This is a genomic window from Rothia sp. HMSC072E10, assembly GCF_001813965.1.
Lineage (GTDB): Bacteria > Actinomycetota > Actinomycetes > Actinomycetales > Micrococcaceae > Rothia > Rothia mucilaginosa_A.
Map to the genome: position 1 here is coordinate 148,869 of NZ_KV814491.1, position 19,701 is coordinate 168,569.

Sequence of the window (19,701 nt, forward strand, 5' to 3'; positions counted from 1 at the left end):
GCCGCGGGTTTGCTATGAGCCACTAGAATGGAGAGAGGCATGCACGAGCTAGGAGCCGCGGGGTGACCGCGCTCGCAAGAACTTAAAACACCAAGGAGAGAAGAATGAGCTCTATTGAAGGTATTGAAGATCCGTTCGGCCCCGGAACGGCCGGCGGCACGGCACTGCTGGAGCGCGAGGAAACCCAGCTATCCGAGCCGGGCGACCACGAGCGTTTCTCCCACTACGTGCGCAAGGAGAAGATTCTAGAGTCGGCGCTGACCGGTGAGCCGGTGCGTGCGCTCTGCGGCAAGATGTGGGTTCCGGGTCGCGACCCGCAGAAATTCCCCGTCTGCCCGCAGTGCAAGGAGATTTACGAGGGCCTGGCACCCGGCAACGACGGCGATAACGGCTCCGGCGAATAATACAACCAGATAATACGACTCAGACAATACGCCTGGGTAAACCCGAGTGAATACATCTGAATAACACGCCTCAGCAGTAAAGCTCAGCGGCAAAACACCCCATGAGACTTTGCTGACGAGCACCAAATTCTTGCACCACAGCCCGGCCCAACCCGCGGCGGTGGTGCTAGAATTTAACCTCGCTGTGCCCGGAAACCGGTTTTATAACAGGCTCAGAACGGGCCGGCAGAGGCAGACGAGGAAGAAGGAGAGAATGAGCGCAGCACCAGAGGAACCCACGCTATTTGACAGCATGGTGAAGCCGAAGCTCTCCCCGGCATACCCCGACCGCGCCCCCTGGGGCACCTCGGTGCACCTGCGAGCCTGGCAGGCCGAGGCCATGCAGAAGTACTTCGAAAAGAACCCCCGCGACTTCATGGCCGTGGCAACCCCCGGCGCGGGTAAAACCACCTTCGCGCTCACCCTCGCCAAGGAACTCTTCAACCGCGGCACGGTGCGCCAGCTCATCGTTGTGGCGCCGACCGACCACCTGAAGAAGCAGTGGGCGGACGCCGCCGCGAAGGTCGGTATTCCGATTGACCCGAACTTTAAGAACGCGGACGTGACCATCAGCCGCCACTACAAGGGCGTGGCGTTGACCTATGCGCAGGTGGCGAATAAGCCGCAGCTGCACGCCCGCAACACCGAGGCATCGAAGACCCTCGTTATTTTTGACGAGATTCACCACGCCGGCGACTCCCTCTCCTGGGGTGACGGCCTGCGCGAGGCCTTCGACGACGCGACCCGCCGCGTGGCGCTGACCGGCACCCCGTTCCGTTCCGATACCTCCCCGATTCCGTTCGTCACTTACGAGGTCGACAACGACGGTATCCGCCGCTCCAAGGCGGACTACTCCTACGGCTACGGCCCGGCGCTCAAGGATCACGTGGTGCGCCCGGTCATCTTCATGGCGTACTCGGGTCAGATGCGTTGGCGCACCTCCGCGGGCGAAGAAATGGCGGCAAACCTGGGCGAGGGCTTCACCAAGGACATCACCTCCCAGGCATGGCGCACCGCCCTGGACCCCAACGGCGAATGGATTCCGACCGTGCTCGCCGCCGCCGACAAGCGCCTAACCGAGGTGCGCCGCACCGTGCCCGACGCCGGCGCGCTCGTCATCGCCACCGACCACGCGGACGCCAAAGCCTACGCCGAACAGCTGCAGAAGATTACCGGCGAATATCCCACCGTGATCCTCTCTGACGACCGCGAGGCCTCCGCCAAGATCGACGAGTTCCGCGAGGGCACGCAGCGCTGGATGGTCGCCGTGCGCATGGTGTCCGAAGGCGTGGATGTGCCCCGCCTCGCCGTGGGCGTGTACGCCACCAGCACCAGCACCCCGCTGTTCTTTGCGCAGGCTATCGGTCGTTTCGTGCGTGCCCGCAAGCGCGGCGAAACCGCCTCCGTGTTCCTGCCCTCGGTGCCGCAGCTGATGATGCTGGCCAACGATATGGAGGTCGAGCGCGACCACGCCCTCGACCGCGGCGCACCCCAGGAAATCGACCCCATGGTCGAGGGTCTGGACGACCACCTGCTCGAAGAAGCGAACCGCGAGGAACGCGCCTCCGAGCAGCTGGCCCGCGGCAAGTTTGAGGCGCTCGGCTCCGAGGCGTCCTTCCACGGCGTGCTCTTCGACGGCGCCGAGTTCGCCTCCGGCAACCTCGCCGTGGGCAGCGAGGAGGAGCAGGACTTCCTGGGTATTCCGGGCCTGCTGGACGCCGAGCAGGTGGGCACGCTGTTGCGCGCGCATCAGCGTGAGCACGCGGCTCGTCGCCCGGCAACCGCGGCACCCTCGGTGGTGGATCATCGCCAGCTGAAGGCGCTGCGCAACAAGCTGGCGAAGAACGTGGCGGCGTGGTCGATTCGCTCGGGCAAGCCGCACGGCGTGATTCACAACGAGCTGCGTAAGATTTGTGGCGGCCCGGCGGTGGCGCAGGCTTCTGCTGAGCAGATTCAGGCACGTCTCGATAAGCTGTCGGACTGGTTTGTGGGCCGACGCTAGAGCATGGATAGAACGTAGAGAAAAGCCCCGCGGGCGTGTATGCGCTCGCGGGGCTTTTGTGTGCATAAAATGCAGAAATATTGGGTCTGAGGCGCGATAATCATGGCAGCGCGGAGATAGAACGTGTAGCCTAGTGGGGGTAAGTTCTTTAGAAAACACGGCATGGTCGCCGGGCTCAGGGAACTTTCCGTTGATGCGCAACATATAGGTCTATGTTGGGCATCAAAACTTTAAGAAACACCATGTAACCAACCGCGCAATAGCGCGCACCCCGATAATGTGCATTGGGGAAAGGTTGCATCAACCATCGAAGGACAGTGATGTCTCATATTTCTCGCCGTAAGGTCGTGAAGGGTGTCGCCTGGGCAACCCCCGTGATTGCGGCTTCTTCAGTAGTGCCGGCCTACGCAGCGTCAAAACCAGATTGCACCGTGTCTGAAAAACCTTACATGGATATCAGCGCTGACATGTACAACCGACGGGAAGAAACAGAATATCTCTACGCGCACCACACCTACATTAAGGTACGTTTTGAACTGGTCGGTGGCGCAGGCGGTGGAAGCTTCGATAGGAGCTCTCCAGGCGGTTCCGGCGCGAAGGTTACCGGAGTCGTCGAGGTACCCGGTCCTGCGTCTATCGAGCTCATTGCAGGTGGCGGAGGAAGGGTCGATGTCCGAGGGTACGGGCCCACCCTGGACGAGTACCGGTCTGAAGGCTTCCAGGGCGGGCAAGGCTTCGGTAATGGTGGTGGGGTTCCTAACACTAGAATTCCCGATGACGTCATGAAAAAGCTGAGCGAACGCTGGGCATGGGCTGCAGATTGGGACCACGGACCGCATCCTAAGTTTCCCATGGAAGAAGTCTATGGATGCTCAGGCGGTGGTTCAACGGCACTGCTCATCAACGGTGAGGTTATTGCCGTTGCTGGAGGCGGTGGCGGCGGAACCACCCGTGCAACAATGTTCACAACGGAACCTGACCCGGACCATTTCCCCGGAATCGTGGACGTTCGTATGACCGGTCCAGAAAATCAGGCTCACCCGCCCGTGCGAAGTGTGGGCGGGTCGGGAGAACGAGCACGCGGTGGTGACGCCACAATCGGACGTGAGTATTATGCTCAAGACCCGAACATTCAACTAACTGTTGAAGGGGGTAAGGGCGGCGGTAACGGTATCGGTGGCGCCGGCGGCGCTAAGCCAACCGTGCTGACCGGTACCCCTAACGATGTCTTTAGCTTCGATAGCCAGAATAATCAGATTCTTTACAGCTCTTCGACTGCAGGTAACCCAGGCACTAATGGTTTGCAAGGGAACGGCGGTGACGGTGTAATGTCTGTGAGCTACCAGCTGGACAACCACAGTCTGTACGGCGGGGAATATGAAACCCTTAAACTCCCGGACGGGACCCACAAATACTTGTCTTACTACCAAGTTGCTCCATACTTCAACGGTGCCCAGATTATTGTGTCTGGAGGCGGGGGCGGCGGCTACGGCGGCGGCGGTTCGGGCGCAGCTCTCTCACAATCAGCGATTACGATTGCTCAAAAATGGAACAATAATCCGCAGGGTGTTCGCCAGAGTATCAGCTCTGCGCAGGTTGCGGGTGCTGGAGGTGCGGGTGGCTCTTACCTGGCACCGAGTGTGATTGAAGGTGAGATTTCTCTATCAAATAACGCAGACCATTATAGTGAGTACGGAACCGGTGGTACCGCGACAGTGTATCTCTGTGAAGTGCCCTGGTAATAACCCGTCTTTGCCAGAGGTAAATTAAACCTCCGGCTCAGTGAAAGCCCCGCGGGTGCATGCGCTCGCGGGGCTTCTGTGTGCCCGTAATATTTGTTCGCGTAGACGCGATAGGGCGGGCATCCCGAGTGCTCTCGGGGTGCCCGCCCTATCGTTGTGCGAGTTGCGTTGAGGCTAGAGGACCTCCACGACCTCCACGCCGTCGGCTTCCAGCGCCTCGGCGGTTTCGTCGAGCTTATCCTCGTGCACCGGCGCGGTCAGGTCAACCAGAACGCGGGTCTCGTAGCCGGCGTCGACCGCATCGCGCGCGGTGGCCGACACGCAGTAATCGGTAGCGATACCGACAACATCGACGAACTCGATACCGCGCTCATCCAGCCACTCCGACAGGGGAGTCTGCGGGCCGTCCTCGGACGCATCCGCACCGGGCTCGTGCTCGCCGGTGGCCACCTCGTCCTCGGGGGCCAGCAGACCCTCGAAGCCCGAGTATGCGGCCTCGTAGCGGCCCTTACGGAAGTACGCCTCAATGTAGTCGGTGTCCAGGTTCTCGTGAATCTGCGCACCCTTGCTCTTGGCCACGCAGTGCACGGGCCAGGAGTCCACGAAGTCAGGGGTGTCGGAGAAGTGCGAACCCGGATCGATGTGCCAATCCTGGGTGGCCACGATTGCGTCGTAGCGGTGGTGGTTGTTCTCCACGAACTCGCTGATGAGCGAAGCCACCTCGGCGCCGCGAGCGGTCGCCAGGGAACCGCCCTCGCAGAAGTCGTTCTGCACGTCCACAATAATCAATGCCTTAGACATAGCCGTCCTTATCAAGCCGTTCCTATACGGTCACGGGTAGAAGTATGGCACACCGCCCCGCGTGATTGCGCCGGATGCACCCCGTCCTTGAGGGGTATCGCGGCGGCTCGCGGGGCGGGCACCGTGGGGGAGTTTTAGATGAATTCGGTCGGGATAACCGGCTCGCCCTCGGAGAGGCGACGAGCGGCCTCGGGCAGCTCGGCCAGGGATGCGGCGTGGCGGGCGGTTGCGCGGCGCACGCCCTCCTCACCGGTGAAGCCGGGCAGCAGCTCGCCCTCGCGAACGAAGTCCACGAGCAGGGGGCGGGTGTCCTCGTGCAGGGCCGGGTCTTCGTGGGTTCCCAGAACCTCGGCCGTTGCGATGCCCATGCTGTTCAGGCGGCGGGCCGCGAGCTTGGCGCCACCCACCGAGGCCTTGCCGGCCGAGGCCTTCGCGACCGGCTGCATTTCACCCGCGGAGTTCTCGCGGGCCACGACCTTGTACACCATGGAGGAGGTCGGTGCGCCCGAACCGGTCACCAGGCGGGTACCCACGCCGTAGGAGTCCACGGGGGCGGCGGCCAGCGAGGCGATGGCGTATTCGTCCAGGTCGCTGGTCACGGTGATCTTCGTATTGGTGTTACCCAGCGAATCGAGCAGTTCGCGCACGTGGGCGGCGGTGGTGACCAGGTCACCCGAGTCCAGGCGAACGCCGCCGAGCTCCTCGCCGGCCAGTTCCACGCCCAGGCGCACGGCGTTGTCCACGTCGTAGGTGTCGACCAGCAGGGTCGTGCGGGCGCCGAGGGAACGCAGCTGCGCCTCGAAGGCTTCGCGCTCGTTGTCGTGCAGCAGGGTGAAGGCGTGGGCGCTGGTGCCGATGGTGTGCAGGCCGTAGGAGCGGCCCGCCTCCAGGTTGGAGGTGCCGGCGAAGCCAGCGATGACGGCGGCGCGGGCTGCGGAGACGGCGGCGCGCTCGTGGGCGCGGCGCGAACCCATTTCGAGGCAGGGGCGGTTGCCGGCGGCGGCGGTCATGCGCGAGGCGGCGCTGGCCACGGCGGAGTCAAAGTTCAGGATGGACAGCAGGTAGGTTTCGAGGATGCACGCCTCGGCGAAGGTGGACTCGACCTGCATGACGGGGGAGTGGGGGAAGAACGCCTCACCCTCGGCGTAGCCGCGGATGTTGCCGCTGAAGCGGAAGGACTCCAGGAAGGAGAGGGTCTCCTTGTTGACGACGTTGCGGGAGGAGAGGAACGAGAGCTCTTCGTCGGTGAAGCGGAACTCGGAGAGTCCCTCGAGGAAGCGGCCGGTGCCGGCGAGCACGCCGTAGCGGCGGCCCGCGGGAAGGCGGCGGGTGAAGACCTCGAAGGGGCACTTGCGCTGGGCGGCTCCGGAGGCGAGAGCTGCCTGAAGCATGGTCAGCTCGTAGTGATCGGTGAGAAGCGAAGTAGTAGTCATGTGTCTAATTGTAGAGGGGGGAGCGGGCGTTTTTCTTGTTGTGACGGCGTGTCAATCACTACATAAAGTACTATTGACTATAAGTAGTGTAGTATGAAAAAGTACAGGCACTCTGCCCGCCGCCCGGCGCGTCCGGCCGTATAATCGAAAGAGATTCGGCCCCCGCACACACACCGGCCGCGAGCCGCCGCCACGCTGCACAAAGTGGCGAGGCTCGGTTCCCAACAATCCGGCCCCACGAACTCCGGAATCCATCAGACCGGACCCCGAAGGACCCCCATGAATAACGCAGTCGTGACCCTCTCCAGCGGAACCCTCACCGAAGGCGACACCGACCTGACCACCGAGCTTGAGAACATCCTCGCCGCTGATACCCCCTGGAACGTCATCGTCTGGAACGACCCCGTCAACCTCATGACCTACGTGGCATACGTCTTCCGCAGCCACTTCGGCTACTCCCGCGCCCGCGCCGAGGAGCTCATGCTGCAGGTGCACCACAACGGCAAGGCCATCGTCTTCACCGGGCCCCGCGAGGACGCCGAAAAGCACACCCAGGCCATGCACGCCTGGGGTCTGCTGGCCACCTTCGAGAAAGTGGAGAACTAATGGCACGCCCCTTCCGACGCACCCCCGGCGGCTACACCGCACGATTTGAACAGCCCGAGCGCGAGCTCATCCGAGAACTCGCCGAGGACGTGCGCGCCCTGCTACGCCCCTCCGACACCGCCGCCGACGGCAGTACCGTCGACCCGCTCGAGGCGCTGGTCGGCATCACCGAGAACCCCACGATTCCCGAGGACAGCGCCGTGGCTCGCCTGCTCCCCGTCGCCAGCAGCGACGAGGAAAGTGCGGCCGAGTACCGTCGCTACACCGAACGCGATTTGCGCGAAACCAAGCGCGCCAACCTGGCAATGCTCGCCTTCGACATTGAGTCGAGCGACCTGCGCCTGAACGAGGAGCACGCCCGCGCCTGGGCCGCTGCCCTCGGCGATATTCGCCTGGTGCTCGCCGACCGCCTGCAGATTACCGATGAAGAACGCGCCGACGAGATCGGCACCATCACCGACGCCTCGCAGGTCACTAACAATGAGGAGTATATGGCGATGGTGTACAACTTCATCTCGTGGGTGCAGGATTCGCTCATGCTTGCGATGATTGAGGGCCTGGACGAAGAGGAGTAGAGGCCTCTTCTCGGTTCATAAGGTGCACGCGCGCGCAGTAATATTGCCCGTCGACGTGCGATAGAACACCGCCCACTGAACGGATTTTTCGTTTGCCCCCTCGCACCGCCGTCACAGACCGTCTCATAATGGTGGTTCTGGACTCATCTAACCCCCTCCCGGGAAGAAACCACCCCGAACGCGGGTTAGCATAGAACGAGGAAACGACCGATACCGAAGTGTAGGTGACCCATGAGTGACAGCATCGACGCAACCAATCCCTACCGTGCCCGCACCCCCTGGGGAAGCCCCGAACCCGTAGCCCCCACCGCCGCGGCACCCATCGGCGTCTTTGACTCCGGCGTAGGCGGCCTTACCGTGGCCCGCGCCATCATGGATCAGCTGCCCCACGAACGCATCATCTACGTCGGCGACACCGCGCACGGCCCCTACGGCCCTCTCAAAATTGCAGAGGTGCGCGCCAACGCACTGCGCATCATGGACGAGCTCGTCGACTCCGGCGTGAAGATGCTCGTCATCGCCTGCAACACCGCATCCGCTGCCGTGCTGCGCGACGCCCGCGAACGTTACACCCGCCAGTACGGCATCCCCGTCATCGAGGTGATTCAGCCCGCCGCCCGCCGCGCGCTTGCCGCGACCCGCAACCGCAAGATCGGCGTGATTGCGACGGAGGCGACCGTCACCTCCCGCGCCTACGAGGACACCTTCGCGATTACCCCCAACCTTCAGGTGTACTCGGTGGCCTGCCCGCGCTTCGTGGAGTTTGTGGAGAAGGGCATTACCTCCGGCCCCGAACTGCTGGAGACCGCTCGCGAGTACCTGCAGCCCCTCAAGGATGCCGGGGTCGACACGCTCGTGCTCGGATGCACCCACTACCCGTTGCTGGCCGGCGTGATTTCCTACATCATGGGCGAGGACGTCACCCTTGTTTCCTCCGCGGATGAGACCGCCAAGGATGTATACCGCGAACTGCTCAACCACGCCATCGAGAGCCCGGTTCCCGAGGAGCACCCGCACCACGAGTTCCTCGCCACCGGCGAATCTGAGACGTTCTCGCAGCTGGCGCGCCGCTTCCTCGGCCCCGAGGTCACGAACGTACGTCACACCAGATCCGTGGCCGAGCGTTTCCCGACCGGCTCCTTTGCCACCATCACCCCCGAGATGCTGGCCGCACACCGCAACATCACCCTGGACGAAGACGTCGCCGAGGCCGAAGAGGCCGCGGCGACGCAGGAAGGTCCCGCATGCGCCTAACGATTATCGGTTGTACCGGTTCCTTCCCCGGCCCCGTCTCGCCGGCCAGCTGCTACATGCTCACCGCGACCGACTTCGCCGGCCGCACCTGGCGCGTCATCGTGGACATGGGCAACGGCTCCCTCGGCATGCTGCAGCGCCATATCGACCTGAGCGATATCGACGCGATTCTCATCTCGCACCTGCACCCGGACCATTGCATCGACCTGTCCGGTCTGCACGTGGCCGTCAAGTGGGATCCGCGCGGCTGGCCCAAGGGACGTATTCCGCTCTACGGCCCCGCCGCCATTAACGAGTACCTTTCGGCGGCCCACGGCCTGGACCCCGACCCGGGCATGAGCACCGAGTTCGAGTACCACACTTGGACCGAGGGCGAGCCCGTGCATATTGGCCCGTTCCGCGTGGAACCCTTCCGCGTGGTGCACCCCTCGAAGGATCCCTACGCCCTGCGCATCACCTGCAACGACCGCGAGGGCCACACGATTTTCGCCTACTCGGGTGATACCGACCTGTGCGAGGGCCTGGTTAAGGCCGCGCGCGGCGCCGACCTGTTCCTGTGCGAGGCCGCCTACCAGGAGGGTCGCGACGACGCCCTGCGCGGTATCCACCTGACCGGCAAGCGCGCCGGACAGGCCGCCCAGGAGGCGGGCGTACGCAACCTGCTGCTGACCCACCTGCCCGTATGGAACGACCCTGACATCGCCCGCGCCGAGGCCCGCAGCGCCTTCTCCGGCCCCGTGGGCGTTGCCGAAATGGCCGCAAGCTACCGTATCTACCCGCGCCCCACGCCGGCGCATCCGGTGACCTCCACGCTGAACGTGGTGGAGGTGCTGGACCCGCCGCTCAAGACCGCCATTGCCCTCCCTAAACCCTAGCTGGACTAGCGCAAACCACATTCAACCCGACTACGTTATAAGCACAACAGACCGACCGACCCAAGGAGAACCCATGACTGTGACCCGCGACGACGGCCGCGCCCTCAACGAACTGCGCCCCATCACCATTACCCGCGGCTGGTCCCGCAACGCCGAGGGTTCCGCCCTCATCGAGTTCGGAAACACCCGCGTGCTGTGCACCGCATCCTTCACCGAGGGCGTGCCGCGCTGGCTCAAGGGCGAGGGCAAGGGCTGGGTGACCGCCGAGTACGCCATGCTGCCGCGCGCCACCAACACCCGTTCTTCGCGCGAGTCGCTGAAGGGCCGCGTGGGTGGCCGCACCCACGAGATTTCCCGTCTGATTGGCCGCTCCCTGCGCGCGGTCATCAACATGGAGGAGCTGGGCGAGAACACCATTGTGCTCGACTGTGACGTGCTGCAGGCTGACGGCGGTACCCGCACCGCCTCGATTACCGGCGCGTACGTGGCCCTGGCCGACGCTATCGCCTGGGCGAAGGAGCAGAAGATTATCTCCGCCAAGGCGAACCCGCTGATTGATTCGGTGTCCGCGATTTCGGTGGGCATCATCGACGGTACCCCCATGCTTGACCTACCCTACACCGAGGACGTGCGCGCAGAGACCGACATGAATGTGGTCGTCACCGGTAGCGGCAAGTTCGTGGAGGTTCAGGGCACCGCCGAGGGCGCTCCCTTCGACCGCGAAGAGCTCAACAGCCTGCTCGACCTGGCCCTGGAGGGCACCGCAGAGCTGGCCCAGATTCAGCGCGAGGCCCTGAAGAACGACTAACCCGCACGGCGCCCCACCCCGCACCGTGTGCACCTGTTGCAAAGGAGAAACCATGGCAGAAGCAAAGATTGTTCTGGCAAGCCACAACAAGGGCAAGCTCAAGGAGCTGCGCGAGATTCTGCGCGGCCACATCGACGGCCTGGACGTTGACACCCAGGTCGTGGATGCAGCCAGCGTGAACGCACCCGATGTTCCTGAGACCGGTGTGACCTTCGCTGAGAACTCCCTGCTCAAGGCTCGCGCGGTCGCCCGGGCAACCGGCCTGATTGCTATTGCCGACGACTCGGGCCTGTCTGTGAACGTGCTCGGCGGCGCCCCCGGCATCTTCTCGGCCCGCTGGGCCGGCCGCCACGGCGATGACACCGCGAACCTGAACCTGCTGCTGGCTCAGTTGAGCGATATCGCTCCGGAGCACCGCGGCGCGAAGTTCTGCTGCGCCGCATCGGTGGCCTCCCCGGACGGCTTCGAGGCGGTTGAATACGGCGAGCTGCCCGGCGAGCTACTGACCGCACCGGCGGGGGAGGGCGGCTTTGGCTACGACCCGATTCTGCGCCCCGTGGAGCTCAACGGTGAGAACGCCCTCTACGAGGGTAAGTACGCCGGCCAGTCCTGCGCACAGATTCCCGCCGAGATCAAGAACTCGATTAGCCACCGCGCGCGTGCTTTTGAGGCGCTGATTCCGCAGATTGCTGCGGCTCTGGCCTAAAACCGTCACCGGGGCGTTACAGCTTGTTTGCTGTGCCTGATATCTGTCGGGTATCTGCCTGGCGGAGGGGCGAGTGCGATTTATTCGTACACCGTGGCCAAAATCCCCCATACGAATACCACTTAAAGGCACAATAGGTAAAGAAGCTTTACCTCAGGGTTAGTGACACCAAAGAGACTCGTCTGCTGAAGGTACCTTCGGCAGACGAGTTTTGTTGTTGAAAAGCACTTCAACGGAGCATCTGCCTGATGCCTGCTGCCACCGACCCCGGTAGAAAAACCTGCCGCGAAAGAGAACGCACCGATGTTCATCCTTCTCTTGCTGATGGCGCTGATGCTTGCCGTCGCCCTCTGGTCCTACTCCTACGTGTGGCGCGGCCTCAACCGCCGTGTTATCGCCGCCGTCAAGGTGGTCGACCCCATGATTACGCTCGGTCCGTACGCCATGGTGGCCTGGGCGGGGTTGATGGGCATCATCGCCACGAATATGTGGGCGACCGGTACCCTCCAGCTGGTGCTGAGCGTGGTGTTGTGGGTGATTGTTGCCGGTACTCTCGGCTGGGCTGGATTCTGGCTCCTCATGCACTGCCTGGGCGGGCAGACCCCGGGCAAACGCCCGATGTGGTGGCGTGAGGCGGTTGCCGCGAAGTTCGCCTGGCGTAACCTGTCCCGTATGCCCGCCTACCTGGGCGCTCGCACCAGCATCCTGCCGGTGGAGAACCCGCACCTGACCAAGCCGTACTCGGGCTCGTGGACTCGCCCGCTCGGTGCGACCATGCCCGGGTACAGCTCCAGCGGTGAGTTTATTGAGGGCTTTGACGAGTTCGGTCGCAAGATGCCGCGCCTCTACCCGGTGGGCCCCGAGCCGACTATTTTTGAGATGGCGCGCTGGGGTAAGTCGGTGAGCTCCGATCAACTGCTGACGACCTTCCTGCCGACTGCGCCGTTTGAGCGTCTGCGTCTGCCCGGCACCATTACCGGCCCCTTCACCTTTGCGGGGGAGGTGCCGCACGGTGCGGTGACGAAGTGGCCTCGCCGCAGCGGCGCGAACCGCGCCTTCGGCTCCTACGCTCGTCTGGGCGAAATCACCGAACGTAAGGTTGAGCTGCTGGTCGACCACCGCATCATTGCGGCACTGCAGACCACCCGCGAAAGCTACGAACGCCGACACAGCTGGATGCTCGCCTTCACCGATATCGCCGACGGTGACTTCACGATGGACGCCGACGAGAACGGCAACCTGCGCATCACCTTCGGCACCGCCACCGAGGGCTACGAGACTCCGTGGGTCTTCACGAGCACCCTGAAAGACAGTCCGCGTCTGCGCCGCAAGGTACGCCGCGCCATGCGCGAGCGTCGCGTGCTCAAGCAGAGCAGCGGCGAGCTGATGGACTGGTACTTCGTGCCGAAGCTCAGCGAGTTCCCCCACGGCCCGGTCACCAATGAGCTTCCCGAAGAGTTCTACTTCAAGTCCAATATCATGGTCACGAACCGTCACGAGAGCTCCTCGAAGGCCACGGGTGAGGCACACTAGCGGGGTGAACGTGGGAACCACGCACGGCACCATCGGTGACCGTCCTGACCACCCTTTTCCCCAAGCCACGCTAGAATAGAGTTCCGAACGTTGAACGCTCTGCGGGGCACGACACGCGTCGTGCCCCGCATCCGTTCTGCCTAGTAGCACGTGAGCCGGGCCCTCACTCCGCCCTGCGTGCGGCGCGCGTTCACCACCGCAGACATATTCACCTGAAAGGAACCCCGTGGCGTCCTCGAACTACACCGCTCGCAACCTCTCCGTTCTGGAAGGTCTTGAAGCAGTCCGCAAACGCCCGGGCATGTACATCGGCTCCACCGATTCCCGCGGCCTCATGCACTGCCTCTGGGAGATTATCGACAACTCGGTGGACGAGGCGCTCGCCGGCTTCGGCCAGTCCATTCAGGTGATTCTCTACCGCGATGGTTCGGTGGAGGTTCGCGACGACGGCCGAGGCATCCCCACGGATATTGAGCCGCGTACCGGCCTATCCGGTGTGGAGGTCGTCTTCACCAAGCTTCACGCCGGCGGTAAGTTCGGCGGCGGTTCCTACACCGCCTCCGGTGGCCTGCACGGTGTGGGCGCATCCGTGGTGAACGCGCTGTCTTCGCGCCTGGACGTGCAGGTAGACCGCGGTTCGAAGACCTACCAGATGTCGTTCCGTCACGGTATTCCCGGCCACTTCGATTCGGGCCGTACCCCCAAGCACGATGACCCGTTCACCCCCGCATCCGAGGGCACCGACGCCCTGCAGATTGTGGGTAAGGCGAAGCGCGGTGTGACCGGCACCCGCGTGCGCTACTGGGCTGACCCGCAGATTTTTACCCCCGACGCCAAGTTCAGCTACGAGGACCTGGTGGCTCGTGCGCGCCAGACCGCGTTCCTCATTCCGGGCCTGCGCATTTGTATTCGCGATGAGCGCCGGCTGCCCGGCACCCCCGGCGAACTGGAGGCGCACGAGGAGGTCTTCCAGTACGACGGCGGCATTAGCGAGTTCGTGGAGTTCCTGGCGCACGACGAGCGCGTCACCGACATCTGGCGTTTCAGCGGTAGCGGAACCTTCACCGAGACCGTGCCGGTGCTGGGGGAGGACGGCCGCTCGCAACTGACTGATGTGGAACGTGATTGCGAGGTGGACGTTGCCCTGCGCTGGGGCATCGGCTACGAGACGACGGTCCGCAGCTTCGTGAACATCATTTCGACCCCCAAGGGCGGTACCCACACCGCGGGCTTCGAACAGGGCCTGCTGCGCGTGATGCGCAAGCATCTGGCCGACAACGCCCGCAAGTACAAGGTGGGTAACGACAAGATTGAGAAGGACGACGTGCTGGCCGGTCTGACCGCCGTACTGACCGTTCGTCTGGCCGAGCCGCAGTTTGAGGGGCAGACCAAGGAGATTCTGGGCACCCCGGCGGTTCGCCAGATTGTCTCCAAGGTGGTGGGCGATGCCCTGAAGGCCCGCCTGGAATCGACCGCCCGCGCGGAGAAGGCGCAGGCGGCCGCTCTGTGCGAGAAGGTCGTCTCTGAGATGAAGACCCGCGTCTCCGCGCGTATTCACAAGGAGACGCAGCGCCGCAAGACTGCGCTGGAGTCTTCGTCCATGCCCACCAAGCTGGTGGATTGCCGTTCGACGAACGTCGAACATTCCGAGCTGTTCATTGTGGAGGGTGACTCGGCGCTGGGTACGGCGCGTCTGGCTCGTTCCTCCTCGTACCAGGCCCTGCTGCCGATTCGCGGTAAGATCCTGAACACTCAGCGCGCCTCGGTGACCGATGTGCTCGCGAACGCCGAGTGCGCGGCGCTGATTCAGGTGATTGGTGCCGGTTCGGGCCGCACCTTTGACCTAGAGTCTGCCCGCTACGGCAAGGTCATCATGATGACCGATGCGGACGTTGACGGTGCGCACATCCGCACCCTGCTGTTGACCCTGTTCTACCGTTACATGCGCCCGCTGATTGAGGCCGGTCGCGTGTACGCCGCGGTTCCGCCCCTGCACCGCGTGGAGGTGGTGCGCCGCGGTAAGCCGAACGAGATGGTGTACACCTACTCCGAGAAGCAGCTGCACGAGCTGCTAGATTCCCTGCGGGAGCAGGGCGTGACCTACAAAGAACCCATTCAGCGTTACAAGGGTCTGGGTGAGATGGACGCCGACCAGCTGGCCGAGACCACGATGGATCCGCGCCATCGCATGCTACGTCGCGTCCGCATCGAGGATGCCGAGGCTGCCGAGCGCGCCTTCTCGCTACTGATGGGTTCCGAGGTGGCTCCGCGTAAGGAGTTCATTATCGCCGGCGCGCATCAGCTGGATACTGAGAACATCGATATGTAGCGGTTCTCCCCGTGTGCGTTTGCGTGTGTATTTTCTTGCGAGACTCGTGGAAAACATGCTGACGATTTGTCATAAAGTGGGAATTTTCTATGATAATTGTCACATTAGATTTCACTACGGCGCAAAAATCAGTATTTTTGATGCAAATTTAATGGATCGACACTGAATAACTATTGTGTCAGTTTCGGTAAATCCGTCACCAAAATCTTGCAGATATTACAATTTACTGCAAGGTTTGGGGGAGGGGTTGAAAAAGGCTTCCGTACTCCGGATGGTGACAGGCTGTTTCTAAACCGTCTCACCTCGGTATTTGCTGATAACGTGCGATGAACCTTTATCGAAACGTCAAACATTTAACGCCCAGTCGGCGCACAGGTGTCTCACAGCCTTCAAAGAAAAACCTGTACCGTAGATGGGTGAGAGACACTGTGTCAGTAACTCTCGCACTCCCTTCACTGACGGGGGAGTGCCCGATTCTGGCGCACGCGCATATCAGTACACACATAGTAAGGACCTATCAATGGATCCCCTTGATTTTGGTAGGTGGCAGTTCGGTATCACCACCGTCTACCACTTCTTCATGGTTCCGCTGACCCTGGGTCTGGGCCTTGTAGTGACCTACCTGTACATTTGCTACGTTCGTACCAAGAAGGACGAATACAAGCGAATGACGAAGTTCTGGGGCAAACTGTACCTCATTAACTTCGCCATGGGTGTGGCCACCGGTCTGGTTCAGGAGTTCCAGTTCGGTATGGCATGGAGTGAATACTCCCGATTCGTGGGCGACGTCTTCGGCGCCCCGCTGGCTATGGAAGGCCTCTTCGCGTTCTTCGTCGAGTCGACCTTCCTGGGCCTGTGGATCTTCGGCTGGGATCGCCTCAAGCCCGCAGTCCACGCCTTCTCCCTGTTCATGGCTGTTCTCGGTTCCTGGATTTCCGCCTTCTTCATTCTGGTGGCAAACTCCTGGATGCAGCACCCCGTCGGCGCAGAAATGATTGACGGTCGTCCCCGCATGACCGACATCGGCGCCGTGCTGATGAACCCCACCGCATGGGTCACCTTCCCGCACGTCATCACCGCATCCATTCAGGTTGCCGGTGGCTTCCTGGTCGGTATCGCATGGTACAAGCTGTGGCGCCGCCGCAAGGACGGCATTGACAAGGTCGTTGACGGCAAGGTTGTCGTTGGTGAGTCCGACAAGGGCGCACGCGACAAGAAGGACTTCCAGGTTTGGCTCAAGTCCCTGCGCCTGGGCGCCGTGGTGGGCCTCATCGGCTTCGCCGGTGTTGGCGCATCCGGCCACATGCAGGCACAGATGATGATTCACGAGCAGCCCATGAAGATGGCTGCCGCCGAGGCCGCCTGCCACGACGGCACCTCCTTCTCCGTGCTGACCGTTGGTGAGCTTGGCGCTCAGAGCTGCGACAAGATTAACACCATCATCGAGGTTCCCGGCGTGCTGTCCTTCCTGGCACACGACAACTTCAACACCCCGGTGAAGGGCATCCAGACCCTGGTTCCCGAGTACGAAGCTAAGTACGGCACCAACCTGCCCGATAACCCGCTCTACGGTGAGCGTGCAGGCCAGAAGATTGATTACCTGCCCTCCCTCGAGGTCTCCTACTGGGGCTTCCGCGGCATGATTGGTCTGGGCGCCATTGTGGTTCCCTTCTACCTCTACGCACTGTGGATTACCCGCAAGAAGGGCGTGGGCACTGTTCCCGAGTCCAAGCTGCTGAAGCAGGTTGCCGTCTGGTCCATCCTGGCTCCCTTCTTCGCAATTGCACTGGGCTGGATTTTCACCGAAATGGGCCGTCAGCCTTTCGTGGTTGTCCCCAACCTTGAGGGCGATCCCGCAATCCGCCTGTACACCGCAGCAGCTATCTCCCCGGGCGTTTCCGGTGAAGAAATCCTCTTCTCCCTGCTCACCCTGGGCCTGCTCTACGGCGTGCTGATGGTGGTTGAGGTTTACCTGCTCATCAAGTACGTCAAGGCCGGCGTCGTTGCAGCAATGCCCGAGCTGGTTCAGTCGCACCACGAGGACGAGTCCAACGACAAGTCCAAGCGCGATGTGCTGGAGTTCGCCTACTAGGCGGGTAAGGATTGATTCACCATGAATTTTGATTTCAATATCTTTGCCGGTCAGCCTGGCCTGTCCACCCTCTGGTTTGTCGCCATTGGCGTCTTCCTCATCATGTACCTGATCCTCGACGGTTTCGACCTGGGCGTCGGCATGCTGATGGGTTCCAAGTTCACCAAGAACGAGAAGGAACGTCGTCTGCTGCTGAACATCATCGGCCCCGTCTGGGACGGTAACGAGGTGTGGATTGTGTCCGGCGGTGCTGCTATCTTCGCAGCATTCCCCATCTGGTACGCAGCCCTCTTCTCGGCTCTGTACATCCCCCTGACCCTCGCGCTGGTCTTCCTGATTCTGCGCGTGGTCGCAATTGAATACCGCGGTAAGAAGAACGACGAGAAGTGGATCCGTAACTGGAACATCGCTCTGTCCGTCTCCTCCTTCTTCATCGCTCTGCTCGTGGGTGCACTGCTGGGCCTGACCTCCATGGGTCTGCCCATCAACGAGAACGGTGACCGCGTTGGCGGCGCCTTCGCTTGGGTCTCCCTGCCGGTTCTGCTCGGCGGCCTGGGTTTCGCTGGCTTCTCCCTGGTTCAGGGTCTTGCCTTCGTCGCTCTGAAGACCGACGGCGATATCCGCGACCGTGCCCGCAACACCCTGGTGCGCTGGGCTCCCGTCCTGCTGCTGCCGATCGTCGCATGGGTTCTGACCCTGGACTTCACCAGCGGTAACGGTATCTCCTGGCTGTGCACCATCCTGGCTGTTGTTGCCGTTCTGATTGCTTGGGTCTCCGCAAAGGGTGGCCGCGAGGGTCGCGCTTTCGCTGGTCTGTCCGTGTTCCTCGCATTCGGCGCTCTGGCAATCTTCACCGCAATGTACCCGAACGTTCTGCCCTCCACCCTGGATCCGGCATACTCGCTCACCATTGCGAACGCATCCAGCTCCGAGTACACCCTGGGCGTTATGACCTTCGTGACCTGCCTTGGTCTGCCGGTCGTGTTCGTCTACCAGGCTTGGACCTACTGGGTCTTCCGTAAGCGTCTGCACGTGGATCACATCCCCGATGCTCACGACGCTACCGAACTGGCTGAACTGCCGACCAAGTAGCATGTAGCTGATTGAAGAATCCCCCGGATTTCTCTTCTGAGAAGTTCGGGGGATTTTTGTATTTGCGGGGAGAACACGGATTCAAGGTAGGTGAGCAGAGAAGTCATAAAAAATTTTTGGTGCACACCCCCCCCGAAATTCGAGCGCGGCAAGGAGCAAAAAGTGTAATGTGGTGTACAACTCACTCTTATGAAAGGTGTTCAACGATGAAGTCCCTCAACCGCCGCACCGCCGACCCTCGCACCGGAACTAGCCCTCGCGCCAGCATGAGCCGCCGCCTGCTCGCCACGGGTGCCCTGCTCTGCATCGGCGTGCTCCCGCTGAGCGCGTGCTCGCTCTTCAACCCGCCGCTGGAACGCGACGAAAGCGTCCACGCCGTCTTTGACGCGGAGCAGGACATTGTGAAGATGCCCCTGGACGATTACCTCTACTACGAGCGCACCAACTACGAGTACACGGCCTTTCAGATTGCCATGAAGCAGTGCTTTGCCGAACACGGGCAGAACTACACCATCCAGGCTCCCTATTCTGAAAGCGCACCCCGCGGTGATTTGGGACGAAAGTACGGTCCCTGGAACGTCGAGTACGCCCAGAAGTACGGTTTTCAGAAGCGTGACCCCAACAACGCAGCCGCCCCCATCTCCTATAACTCGGGGGAGAGCATGAGCCCCGAGGACAAGCTTCGCACCGAATGCTACCCCAAGGCCCGCGAGACCCTGGAGGCCGCGGTGCCCGAAGGCAAGAGGCCCGAGAATGAAGGGCAGTCCACAAACAGTCGTATCTCTACCGAGGCGGGTAACGCTGTGTACGGTAGCACGCTACACCGTGAGCTCGAAGAGAAGTGGAAGCAGTGCGTCTCAGACCGCGGCCTCACCCCTCGCTCGGCAGGCTCCGTCGCCGAGGAAACCCCGCTGGCTGAGCAGCTGAGCAAGAACAACGGATTCAACGAGCCCGCCTCCGAAGAAGAGATTCGCATCGCCACCATCCAGGCCGAATGTAACCAGCAGGTCGGCATGAGCAAGCAGCTCTACGACCTGGAAGCTCAGTACCAGATGCCGCTCATCCGCAAGTACCAGTCACAGCTTGAACAGGAACGCCAAGCCGACCGCGACCGCGACGAGAAGTTCAAGCAGTACGTTCTGGAGCACCAGTAACCCGAGCGTCCACGACCGGTTTTGACGTCGGATTTTAAAACCGAATTTTGATGCCGGGGAAAGACCGGTAATGGTGCGGGCCACCCGAGACACAGGCTTGGCGGGTAGCCCGCACCCGCGAGGATATTCCCGCAGAGGATGCAGCTCGCAGCAGGCGAGTGGGCGCGCAAAAATTTTTGGTGCACACCCCCCCCGAAATTCGGGCGCGACAGGGAGTAGAACGTGTAATGTGGTGTACAACTCACTCTTATGAAAG

The 19,701-nt window shown here is 62.1% G+C and carries 16 protein-coding genes; 14 read left to right on the forward strand and 2 right to left on the reverse strand.

Going from position 1 to position 19,701, the window contains the following annotated elements:
• Positions 1-104: 104 nt before the first annotated feature.
• From HMPREF2944_RS06050 to HMPREF2944_RS09170, 3 genes are all read left to right on the forward strand, one after another.
• A complete protein-coding gene (locus HMPREF2944_RS06050; RefSeq protein ID WP_005506434.1) occupies positions 105-404 on the forward strand; it encodes a DUF3039 domain-containing protein in 300 nt (99 codons plus the stop codon).
• Positions 405-657: 253 nt separating this feature from the next.
• Complete coding sequence (locus tag HMPREF2944_RS06055; protein ID WP_070681511.1) at positions 658-2,445, forward strand: DEAD/DEAH box helicase; 1,788 nt, start codon at positions 658-660, stop codon at positions 2,443-2,445.
• Positions 2,446-2,765: 320 nt separating this feature from the next.
• Entirely contained in the window at positions 2,766-4,187 is a 1,422-nt protein-coding gene (locus HMPREF2944_RS09170) for a transcriptional initiation protein Tat (protein ID WP_141755743.1), read from the forward strand.
• A gap of 174 nt (positions 4,188-4,361) precedes the next feature.
• On the opposite strand, the gene HMPREF2944_RS06070 is transcribed toward HMPREF2944_RS09170, so the two are convergent.
• Positions 4,362-4,988: an isochorismatase family protein gene (locus tag HMPREF2944_RS06070; RefSeq protein WP_049343124.1), complete on the reverse strand. Its 627-nt coding sequence runs from the start codon at positions 4,986-4,988 to the stop codon at positions 4,362-4,364.
• A 134-nt stretch (positions 4,989-5,122) separates the two neighbouring features.
• Positions 5,123-6,421, reverse strand: a complete 1,299-nt coding sequence (locus tag HMPREF2944_RS06075) for a nicotinate phosphoribosyltransferase (protein WP_070681518.1) — start codon at positions 6,419-6,421, stop codon at positions 5,123-5,125.
• Between the two features lie 279 nt (positions 6,422-6,700).
• On the opposite strand from HMPREF2944_RS06075, the gene clpS reads away from it, so the two are divergent.
• The 11 genes from clpS (at position 6,701) to HMPREF2944_RS06130 (ending at position 19,445) form a co-directional block, all read left to right on the forward strand.
• Positions 6,701-7,027, forward strand: coding sequence for an ATP-dependent Clp protease adapter ClpS (gene clpS / locus HMPREF2944_RS06080; RefSeq protein WP_049343122.1), 327 nt, complete (start codon positions 6,701-6,703; stop codon positions 7,025-7,027).
• On the forward strand, positions 7,027-7,602 hold the full coding sequence (locus HMPREF2944_RS06085; RefSeq protein ID WP_049333633.1) for a DUF2017 domain-containing protein: 576 nt from the start codon (positions 7,027-7,029) through the stop codon (positions 7,600-7,602). Before clpS ends, HMPREF2944_RS06085 begins: the two co-directional genes overlap by 1 nt.
• 231 nt (positions 7,603-7,833) lie before the next feature.
• Positions 7,834-8,856 (forward strand): glutamate racemase, encoded by a 1,023-nt coding sequence (murI, locus tag HMPREF2944_RS06090; protein WP_070649043.1) that lies wholly within the window; start codon positions 7,834-7,836, stop codon positions 8,854-8,856.
• Positions 8,847-9,731 (forward strand): MBL fold metallo-hydrolase, encoded by an 885-nt coding sequence (locus tag HMPREF2944_RS06095; protein ID WP_070681521.1) that lies wholly within the window; start codon positions 8,847-8,849, stop codon positions 9,729-9,731. The genes murI and HMPREF2944_RS06095 overlap by 10 nt, the downstream gene beginning before the upstream one ends.
• A gap of 73 nt (positions 9,732-9,804) precedes the next feature.
• Positions 9,805-10,539, forward strand: coding sequence for a ribonuclease PH (rph, locus tag HMPREF2944_RS06100; RefSeq protein ID WP_049343119.1), 735 nt, complete (start codon positions 9,805-9,807; stop codon positions 10,537-10,539).
• Between the two features lie 52 nt (positions 10,540-10,591).
• Positions 10,592-11,245 (forward strand): non-canonical purine NTP pyrophosphatase, encoded by a 654-nt coding sequence (locus HMPREF2944_RS06105; RefSeq protein WP_070681524.1) that lies wholly within the window; start codon positions 10,592-10,594, stop codon positions 11,243-11,245.
• A 303-nt stretch (positions 11,246-11,548) separates the two neighbouring features.
• Complete coding sequence (locus HMPREF2944_RS06110) at positions 11,549-12,778, forward strand: RDD family protein (protein ID WP_070681527.1); 1,230 nt, start codon at positions 11,549-11,551, stop codon at positions 12,776-12,778.
• Between the two features lie 226 nt (positions 12,779-13,004).
• Positions 13,005-15,107: a DNA gyrase/topoisomerase IV subunit B gene (locus tag HMPREF2944_RS06115; protein ID WP_070681529.1), complete on the forward strand. Its 2,103-nt coding sequence runs from the start codon at positions 13,005-13,007 to the stop codon at positions 15,105-15,107.
• Between the two features lie 520 nt (positions 15,108-15,627).
• The gene (locus HMPREF2944_RS06120; protein ID WP_070681533.1) at positions 15,628-17,199 is read left to right on the forward strand and encodes a cytochrome ubiquinol oxidase subunit I; all 1,572 of its coding nucleotides are present in this window, start codon (positions 15,628-15,630) and stop codon (positions 17,197-17,199) included.
• 21 nt (positions 17,200-17,220) lie between these two features.
• Complete coding sequence (gene cydB, locus HMPREF2944_RS06125; RefSeq protein ID WP_070649038.1) at positions 17,221-18,291, forward strand: cytochrome d ubiquinol oxidase subunit II; 1,071 nt, start codon at positions 17,221-17,223, stop codon at positions 18,289-18,291.
• A gap of 206 nt (positions 18,292-18,497) precedes the next feature.
• Positions 18,498-19,445, forward strand: coding sequence for a multidrug transporter (locus HMPREF2944_RS06130; RefSeq protein WP_083313084.1), 948 nt, complete (start codon positions 18,498-18,500; stop codon positions 19,443-19,445).
• The last annotated feature ends 256 nt before the right edge of the window (positions 19,446-19,701 follow it).

Bases quoted from the DNA above. Each gene is read 5' to 3' on its own strand.
- HMPREF2944_RS06050 (WP_005506434.1), top strand. From the start codon at position 105: ATGAGCTCTATTGAAGGTATTGAAGATCCGTTCGGCCCCGGAACGGCC.
- HMPREF2944_RS06070 (WP_049343124.1), bottom strand. From the start codon at position 4,988: ATGTCTAAGGCATTGATTATTGTGGACGTGCAGAACGACTTCTGCGAG.
- HMPREF2944_RS06085 (WP_049333633.1), top strand. From the start codon at position 7,027: ATGGCACGCCCCTTCCGACGCACCCCCGGCGGCTACACCGCACGATTT.
- HMPREF2944_RS09170 (WP_141755743.1), top strand. From the start codon at position 2,766: ATGTCTCATATTTCTCGCCGTAAGGTCGTGAAGGGTGTCGCCTGGGCA.
- cydB (WP_070649038.1), top strand. From the start codon at position 17,221: ATGAATTTTGATTTCAATATCTTTGCCGGTCAGCCTGGCCTGTCCACC.
- clpS (WP_049343122.1), top strand. From the start codon at position 6,701: ATGAATAACGCAGTCGTGACCCTCTCCAGCGGAACCCTCACCGAAGGC.
- HMPREF2944_RS06105 (WP_070681524.1), top strand. From the start codon at position 10,592: ATGGCAGAAGCAAAGATTGTTCTGGCAAGCCACAACAAGGGCAAGCTC.
- HMPREF2944_RS06120 (WP_070681533.1), top strand. From the start codon at position 15,628: ATGGATCCCCTTGATTTTGGTAGGTGGCAGTTCGGTATCACCACCGTC.
- HMPREF2944_RS06110 (WP_070681527.1), top strand. From the start codon at position 11,549: ATGTTCATCCTTCTCTTGCTGATGGCGCTGATGCTTGCCGTCGCCCTC.
- HMPREF2944_RS06075 (WP_070681518.1), bottom strand. From the start codon at position 6,421: ATGACTACTACTTCGCTTCTCACCGATCACTACGAGCTGACCATGCTT.
- HMPREF2944_RS06055 (WP_070681511.1), top strand. From the start codon at position 658: ATGAGCGCAGCACCAGAGGAACCCACGCTATTTGACAGCATGGTGAAG.
- murI (WP_070649043.1), top strand. From the start codon at position 7,834: ATGAGTGACAGCATCGACGCAACCAATCCCTACCGTGCCCGCACCCCC.
- HMPREF2944_RS06095 (WP_070681521.1), top strand. From the start codon at position 8,847: ATGCGCCTAACGATTATCGGTTGTACCGGTTCCTTCCCCGGCCCCGTC.
- HMPREF2944_RS06130 (WP_083313084.1), top strand. From the start codon at position 18,498: ATGAAGTCCCTCAACCGCCGCACCGCCGACCCTCGCACCGGAACTAGC.
- rph (WP_049343119.1), top strand. From the start codon at position 9,805: ATGACTGTGACCCGCGACGACGGCCGCGCCCTCAACGAACTGCGCCCC.